Annotated in this window: 7 protein-coding genes; 1 reads left to right on the top strand and 6 read right to left on the bottom strand. The window is 69.3% G+C overall.

Going from position 1 to position 7,406, the window contains the following annotated elements:
- Positions 1 to 10: 10 nt before the first annotated feature.
- From BLQ91_RS13870 to BLQ91_RS13895, 6 genes are all read right to left on the bottom strand, one after another.
- Positions 11 to 655 (bottom strand): hypothetical protein, encoded by a 645-nt coding sequence (locus BLQ91_RS13870; protein ID WP_090097186.1) that lies wholly within the window; start codon positions 653 to 655, stop codon positions 11 to 13.
- The gene (locus BLQ91_RS13875) at positions 652 to 1,878 is read right to left on the bottom strand and encodes a 2-isopropylmalate synthase (protein WP_090097187.1); all 1,227 of its coding nucleotides are present in this window, start codon (positions 1,876 to 1,878) and stop codon (positions 652 to 654) included. Before BLQ91_RS13875 ends, BLQ91_RS13870 begins: the two co-directional genes overlap by 4 nt.
- Positions 1,879 to 2,561: 683 nt before the next feature.
- Positions 2,562 to 3,203 (bottom strand): MSMEG_1061 family FMN-dependent PPOX-type flavoprotein, encoded by a 642-nt coding sequence (locus BLQ91_RS13880; RefSeq protein ID WP_090097188.1) that lies wholly within the window; start codon positions 3,201 to 3,203, stop codon positions 2,562 to 2,564.
- On the bottom strand, positions 3,200 to 3,790 hold the full coding sequence (locus BLQ91_RS13885; RefSeq protein ID WP_090097189.1) for a GNAT family N-acetyltransferase: 591 nt from the start codon (positions 3,788 to 3,790) through the stop codon (positions 3,200 to 3,202). The genes BLQ91_RS13880 and BLQ91_RS13885 overlap by 4 nt, the downstream gene beginning before the upstream one ends.
- Positions 3,787 to 5,118: a lysine N(6)-hydroxylase/L-ornithine N(5)-oxygenase family protein gene (locus tag BLQ91_RS13890; protein ID WP_090097190.1), complete on the bottom strand. Its 1,332-nt coding sequence runs from the start codon at positions 5,116 to 5,118 to the stop codon at positions 3,787 to 3,789. The genes BLQ91_RS13885 and BLQ91_RS13890 overlap by 4 nt, the downstream gene beginning before the upstream one ends.
- Positions 5,119 to 5,123: 5 nt before the next feature.
- Positions 5,124 to 6,632 carry a pyridoxal phosphate-dependent decarboxylase family protein gene (locus BLQ91_RS13895; protein ID WP_090097269.1) on the bottom strand — a complete coding sequence of 503 codons (1,509 nt, stop codon included), beginning with the start codon at positions 6,630 to 6,632 and terminating at the stop codon, positions 5,124 to 5,126.
- A gap of 316 nt (positions 6,633 to 6,948) precedes the next feature.
- Here BLQ91_RS13895 and BLQ91_RS13900 point away from each other — a divergent pair.
- The coding region (locus BLQ91_RS13900; protein ID WP_143022634.1) for a 3-deoxy-7-phosphoheptulonate synthase at positions 6,949 to 7,406 on the top strand (458 nt) is incomplete at its 3' end.

Genomic DNA, 7,406 nt, shown 5'->3' on the forward strand with positions numbered 1-7,406 from the left:
AGGGATCGGATCAGGGCTCGGGGTAACAGGACCGCAGGTGCTCCAGGTAGGCGGTGGTGTCGCGGTGCTGGTGGTCCTGCGCACCGCGGCGGTGCAGGTCGAGGCTTCCGCCGGGGTGCAGGCGCAGCGTCGTGGTGGCTCGCCGGACCGGCTCCGCCCGGCTGCTGTCCGCGAGGTCCAGCACGGGCGTGCCGGGCGGGAACATCGCGAGGGCGTCGGCGGTGGAGGCCACGGGCGGGTGGCCGGTGCGGTTCGCGCTGCTCACGTAGAGCAGCGGGAACGGGTCCAGCACCGGGCGCACCGGCGTCCAGCGGGCGCCGAACAGCAACGTCCAGGCGTCTCTGGTGGCGGGCACCAGCCAGCCGGGGACGCCGGGCGACGTCGGTACGAGCAGGGTGACGTGCTCGTCGGCGAGAAGCCGGTGGGCCAGGGCGGCCGCGGCCGGTTCGAGCGTCGTCGCCGAGATGATCTCGGTGCGGACGTCGGGGCTGTGCGCCCACACCGCGACGGCCTGGTCGACCGGTCGGCCCTTGGCGGCGTTGACCGCGCCCGGGGTGGTGGCGGTGACGACGTGCGTGAGCGGGGCGGGGTTCGGCAGCACCACCGCCTCACCCCTGCCCAGGGCGTCTCGCACGTCTTCGATGTCAGCGATCACCGCTGTCCCGCTCCGGCGCGCATCCCGTCGAGGTAGTGGGCGAACGCCTGGTCGTCCACGACCGCGTGGCCCTGCTGGTAGGCGCGGGACTTCACCCAGGCCATCGCCGCGCGCGCGCCGGTGACGTCGAGCTCGTGACCGAGGCGGCCGGCGACAGCGGTGACGACACGGGCGCTGGCCAGATGGGTGAGCACGACGCTCGGGGTGATGCCCAGCTGCTCCGGGGCGAAGGGCTGGAACAGCTCCGGGTGCACGAACGGGGTGCCGGTGGAGATCGTGCCGACACCGGTGCCCACCACCGGGGTGGTCACCCCCAGCGGGACACCGATCTCCTCGGCCACGGCCTGGGCCAGGCCGGGCAGCCGGGTCAGGTCCGGGGGCGTGCTCCACGCGTCGGCGTCCTCGCCGAGCAGCACCTTGGTCCGGTCGGCGCGGTAGGCCAGCAGGAACAGCACCTGCTCGGTCGCCACCAGACCGGAGCGCTCGGCAACGCCCAGCCACGAGGAGGACACCACCCGCGCACCGCTGCTCAGGGCTTCGAGCGTGTTGGCCAGCCCCAGGCCGAGGTCGTTGTGCGCGTGCGAAGCGAGCACCACGCCTTCGGAGCGCGCGGCCGCGAACATCGCGCCCGACTCGGCGGGCAGCTGGTCTCCCACGGTGTCCGCGAGGAACACCACCCCCGCTCCCGCGGCCGTCAGCTCACGCGCGGCGTCCGCGAGCAGACCGTGATCGGCACGAGACGCGTCGGCCAGGCACACGTCCACCGCGACCCCGGCACCCAGCGAGTCGCTCACGAGGGCGGCGCCGACGCGCACGGCCTCGGCGGCCCGCCGGTGCGTCATGACTTCCGCCATGGCCTCCGACGCCGGGACCACGAGCATGACCCGTGCATGCGCGATGCCGTGCACGGAAGCGATCGCCTGTCGTACGTCCGCGGCCGTACCCCGGCAGACCGCCGCGGGACTCACCGTTCCCTCGGCCTCCACCGCGACCCGGCGCACGGCCTCGAACTCCTCCTTGCACACCGCGGGAAACCCGGCGGCGAACACGACGTGCCGAGGACCGTCCTCGCCGAACATCGCCCCCTGCTCGCGCGCCAGCCACACCCGGAAGTCAGGGCTCATCAGCGTCTTGCCCTGCGCCCCGTCCCGCGCCGACTCCTCCCAGAGCACGACCTTGCCGGCCAACGCCGATTCCCGCACCACATCCGGCTCAGCGATCATTGTGCACCGTTGCCAATCTGTTCTCGTCGACTCTGACGTCTGCACGCCACCGTTCCGCGGTGTTCTTCCGGCAACTCGGTCCGTCCCCGTGGTGAAGCCGGTTCTGCGTGGATGTCCGTTGCGCAGAAGGGCTGTTCACTCGGATGCGGTGAATTCTCTTGCGCCGACATCCCGATCCTGGAGCAGATCAACCGCCCGCACATCACGGAAAACCGCAACGACGAAAACATCCGTAGCGACCGATCTGCGGCATCATCGACGCGCACAGCGTTTCACCTGGTAAGCGACAGAACGGCTGAACTCACCACGTCCGAGTCGTCCGCCCCGGGCAGCTGCTCGGATGTGCGCCATGTTCGACTGGCGCACATCCAGGCTAACCAGTTCCGCATTGACCCCACTGCGGAAGTCCGCAGTGCCGGCGGCGAGAGCCGGACGTCCCCGATGATGACCGCGAGGACACACCCCCTGCTCCGCCGGTGGTGACGTCGAGAAATTCTCACCGGAAGATGAATGGACATCCTCACCCCAGTCGCGTGCGCGTGACACAGATCGCAGGGCGATGCGGTCGTCCACGGCGGCGGCAGGAGTCGCATCACCGGAATGAGGCGCCGGTCAACTGACCGCGGACCGACAACGCGGTTGGGAACAGGAACAGCGCCCTGTCCACCGGAACAGGCTCTTCCTCAGTAGAGGTGCCGGTTCACCGCTTCCAGCTCGGAGTCGATCTCCGCGGCGGAGGCGGTGCTTCCGGTCTGGTCGCGCAGGATCGTGCCCGCGCTCGGCAACGACGTCGTGTCGGGCCACCTCTGCGGGTGCCAGAGCGACGCGCGGTTGAACGCGCGGGCGCAGTGCAGGTAGAGCCGCTCCACGTGCACCAGGACCGCCAGCCGGGGCCGCTTTCCCCCGATGGCGAGCGAGTCGAGCAACGCGGGCGTCGTCACCAGGCGAGCGGAGCCGTTCACCCTCAAGGTCACGTCGACTCCGGGGACGACGAACAGCAACCCGACGCGGGGGTTGACGACGATGTTGCGCAGGCTGAAGGCCAGCTGGTTGCCGGGTCGCTCGGCCAGCACCAGCGTGTGGTCGTCGAGCACCAGGATCGAGCCGGGCGGATCTCCGCGTGGTGACACGTCGCACAGCCCCGACTCGGTCGCGGTGGCGAGGAACGCCAGCGGCGAGAGGGAGATCAGGGTTCGCGCGTGCCGGTCGATCCGGTCGACGACCTTGCTCCGCACCTCGGGCGGCGGTTCGCCGATGATCTCGGTCAGGGCCTCGAGGTCCGAGATCACGAAGTCGTCCTGCCGGACCGGCGACGGCTCGCTCATCGAGACCTCCTCGATCCACCCGGCAGAGCGTTCACCGCGGTGTGGAAATGCTCACGGGTGGTCGAGCACAGGTAGGCGGTCTTGGTGGGCAAGACCACCTCCCGCTCGACCACGGTCCCGTAGCGCAGCACGAGTGCGAGCATGGCGCTGTGCCGGACATCGGGTTCACCGATGACCCGATCGGTCGCGGGGTCCGAGAAGAGGAACTCGAACATCGTCCTGATCGCGACCGCGGTGAAACCGCGAACGGGCGCGGTGGTCGGAGCCGCGAGGAAGTGGCAGCCGACGTCACCGGGAAGCGGGGTGTAGACGTCCGGCCCCAGCTCGCTGGACGGCACGTACCGCTCGTACAGCAGCGCCGGTGCACCGTTGTGCAGTCCGATGAAGTCGTCGTGGGTGGGGCTGGCCGCGATCTCCTCGCATCGAAGGCGCACGTCTTCGACGGTCGAGTCGCGGAGACCCCAGTACTCGCATTTCGGGTCGACGAACCACGAGTGCAGCATGTCGACGTCGCGAGCGGGATCGAGCGGGCGCAACGCGAGCTCACCGATCCGGTCGTCGACGTACCGGAACACGATCTCGCTCATCGGTGCGTCCTCTCCGGGTGACCGACGACTCCCCTGGGTGCCGCGAACTCCTGGAAGGTCACGGACCTCTCTATCGGGTAGTGCTCGCGGCCGAGCAGTTCGCGGATGATGCACGAGTTGCGATAGGCGGCCATGCCGAGATCCGGTGCCACGAAGCCATGTGTGTGCAGCTCCGCGTTCTGCACGAAGATCTCTCCCCCGGCCGAGTCGATGCTGTAGTTCCTGCTGACCACGAAGCGCCCCCGGTCGTCCCACCGGATCCGGTCACGCAGCGGCGCGAGGAAGTCAGGGACGTGGTAGCCGTACCCGGTGCCGAGCACCAGCGCCTCGGTCCTCAGCGCGTACTCGCGTCCCTCCTCCACCTGCCGAAGCGTCAGCACGTGGTCGTTGCCGTCCCTGGCCACGGCGACCAGCTCGCTGTTGGTGAGCAGCCTGCCCGGCGGAGGGCCGGTCACGCTCCTCGCGTAGAGCACGTCGAAGATCTCGGTGATCAGGGAGTCGCTGATGCCCTTGTAGAGAGGGCTGTGCCGGGACACCAGCTCGTCCTTGACCCGCTGCGGCAGGGAGAAGAAGTAGTCGAGGTAGTCGGGGGAGGTCATCTCCAGCGTCAGCCGGGTGTAGTCGAGCGGGAAGAACCTCGGCGACCGGGTCACCCAGTTGACCTGGCACGAGTCCGACGCGGTGTTCCGCAACAGGTCCAGGTACACCTCGGCCGCGCTCTGCCCGCTGCCGACGACCGTGATGCTGTTCTTGCGCAACAGCTCCTGCTTCGCGTGCAGGTAGCGCGACGTGTGCACGACCTCGTCACCGGGATCCGCTCCGTCCACAGCGGACGGAACGTTCGGTGTCGTCCCGGTGCCCAGCACGAGCTTGCGGCCGCGCACCCGCGTCACCTCACCGGTGGCCGTCACCACCGCGGTCACCACGTGGACGCCCTCGTCCGGGTCGTGGTCGATCGAGACCACCCGGTGCCCGAACCGGACGCTGTCCAGCTTGCCCGCGGCCCACCGGCAGTAGTCGTTGAACTCCGCCCGCAACGGGAAGAGGCTCGTCCTGATGTAGAACGAGTAGAGGCGGCCGCGTTCCTTGAGGTAGTTGAGGAACGAGTAGGGCGAGGTCGGGTCGGCGAGCGTGACCAGGTCGCCCATGAACGGCGTCTGGATCTCGGCCCCCTCCAGGAGCATGCCGCCGTGCCACTCGAACTCGTCCTTGCTCTCCAGGAAGATCCCGTCGATCTCCCGCACCGGCTCCACCAGGCACGCCAGCCCGAGGTTGAACGGGCCGACGCCGACCGCGACGAAGTCGTGAGTGCGTCCCTGACCTCCCATCGGCTTCAGCTCACCTCCGGCAGGAGCGGTTCGGCGTCCGCCAGGACGAGGTGGTTCGCGCAGTGTCCTGCGACGAGGTCCAGCACGGCGGCGATGTCCTGCAGAGTCGTGTTCGGGTTGAGCAACGTGAACTTCAAGCACACCCGCCGATCGATCTTCGTCTTCGCGATCATCGCGGCACCCGAGTCGAACAACGCGGAGTACGCGTGCTGGTTCGCGGCGTCGCACTCCTGATCGGTCATGCCGTACCCGCCCACCCAGCGGAAGACCACTGTGCTGAGCTCCGGCTCCGCCAGCACGGTGAAGCGCTCATCTGCGCGAAGCAGCCGCCACGTCGCGTGGGCGAGGTCGACCGCCTCGTCGAACAGGGCGCCGATGCCCTCCGCGCCCAGGACGCGCAACGTGAGCCAGAGCTTCACGGCGTCGGCCCTCCGGCTGGTCTGCAGGCTCTTGTCGACCAGGTTCGGCACGCCGCTGTCCTCGGGGTTGAGGTAGTCCGCGTAGTACGCGACGTGCCTGAGCGAAGCCTCGTCGGCGACGAGCAGCGCCGCACAGCTCACCGGCTGGAAGTACGACTTGTGGAAGTCGACAGCGACCGAGTCCGCGTTCTCGATGCCGGCGAGCCGCTCACGACGAGCGGACACCAGGAGCCCGCCGCCGTACGCCGCGTCGACGTGCAGCCACAGCTGGTGCCTGCGGCAGGCTTCCGCCAGCGCGGGCAACGGATCGATGGCCCCGAAGTCGGTGGTGCCCGCGGTCGCCACCACCGCGATGGGAACGGCGCCCTCGGCGTAGCACCGGAACACCGCCTGTTCGAGCGCGTCGGGACGCATCCGGTAGCGGGAGTCCGTGCTGACCCGGACCACCGCGCTGTCACCGAGTCCCAGCGTGCGCGCGGATTTGACCACGCTGAAGTGCGCCTGCTCGGACGCGAGCACGCGCAGTTTCGGCAGCACCCGCCATCGTTCCCCGGGCGTCGGAGCCCGCCGCGCCAGTGCCGTGTCGCGCGCCAGCATCAACGCCTGCAGGTTGGACTGGGTGCCACCACTCGTGAAGATGCCGCTCGACGACTCGCCGAACCCGGCCCGCCGCGTGATCCACCTGATCAGGCGCTGCTCGATCAGCATCGCGCCCGTGCTCTGGTCCCAGGTGTCCAAAGAGGAGTTGAGCGCGGAGAGCACCGCTTCTCCGAGCAGAGCCGGGATCGCGACGGGCGGTACCAGGTGCGCCAGGTAGCGGGGGTGGTGGAAGTAGACGGCGTCGCGGAGGTAGATGTCGTCGAGCTCGGCCAGTGCTTCCGCGCTGTCCGACAGCGGCCGGTCCAGGTCGATCGAGGCGATCTCGGCACGGAGCTCGTCCGGATCGGGTCCGGTGGTGGGCCGGACGGCCTCGCCGACTCGCGCCGCGACGTGCCGCACACCCTCGCCGACGACGTCCCGGAACACGTCGGCGGTCTCGGTGAGCAGCAGGTGCTTTCGCGAGTCGGGCCGTGCGGCCCACTCGGTTCCGCTCATGGTCCGCTCCTTCGCGCGTCGCTCGGCAGGCAGACGGTAGATCGCGCCCGACAAGCGGAGGAAGATCGCGTTCTGCTGGGCGGAACCAGCGTCCGGACAGCACCCGCGCCGCGCGCCGCGACGAGAACGGACTCCACGAACGGTTCCTGGTGACTGCAGGTTCCACCACGTGCGAGTCGCCGGGACGACGTTGTTCTGTTGGGCTCAACGGCACTGGCGGATGCCCACGGCACAGAACGGAGTACGACGGCGGATCGGTGTTCAGCCCTGCGGAACGACGGACGACGTGCTCAACGTGCTGACGTAGCCTCGCCGTGTGAACTGGACCGTGGACGTGCCGGTGGACGCGTTGCCAGAACTTCCACCTCTACCCGGGCCACTGCAGCTGAAGCTGACCGACGCCCTGTCGCGTCCGGCTGCCCAGCAGCCGGAATGGCCTGACGCCGAACAGGCGCGTCGTGTGCGGACCGTGCTCGAGAGCGTGCCGCCGATCACCGTGCCCGCCGAGATCGACCGGCTGCACACACAACTGGCGCAGGTCGCGAACGGTGAGGCGTTTCTCCTGCAGGGCGGTGACTGCGCGGAGACCTTCGCCGACAACACCGAGCCGCACATCCGCGCGAACATCCGGACCCTGCTGCAGATGGCCGTGGTGCTGACCTACGGTGCCAGCCTGCCCGTGGTGAAGGTCGGCCGCATCGCCGGCCAGTACGCCAAGCCGCGTTCGTCGAACATCGACGCGCTGGGCCTGCCGTCCTACCGCGGCGACATCAT

Source organism: Lentzea jiangxiensis, from assembly GCF_900104175.1.
Classification (GTDB): domain Bacteria; phylum Actinomycetota; class Actinomycetes; order Mycobacteriales; family Pseudonocardiaceae; genus Lentzea; species Lentzea jiangxiensis.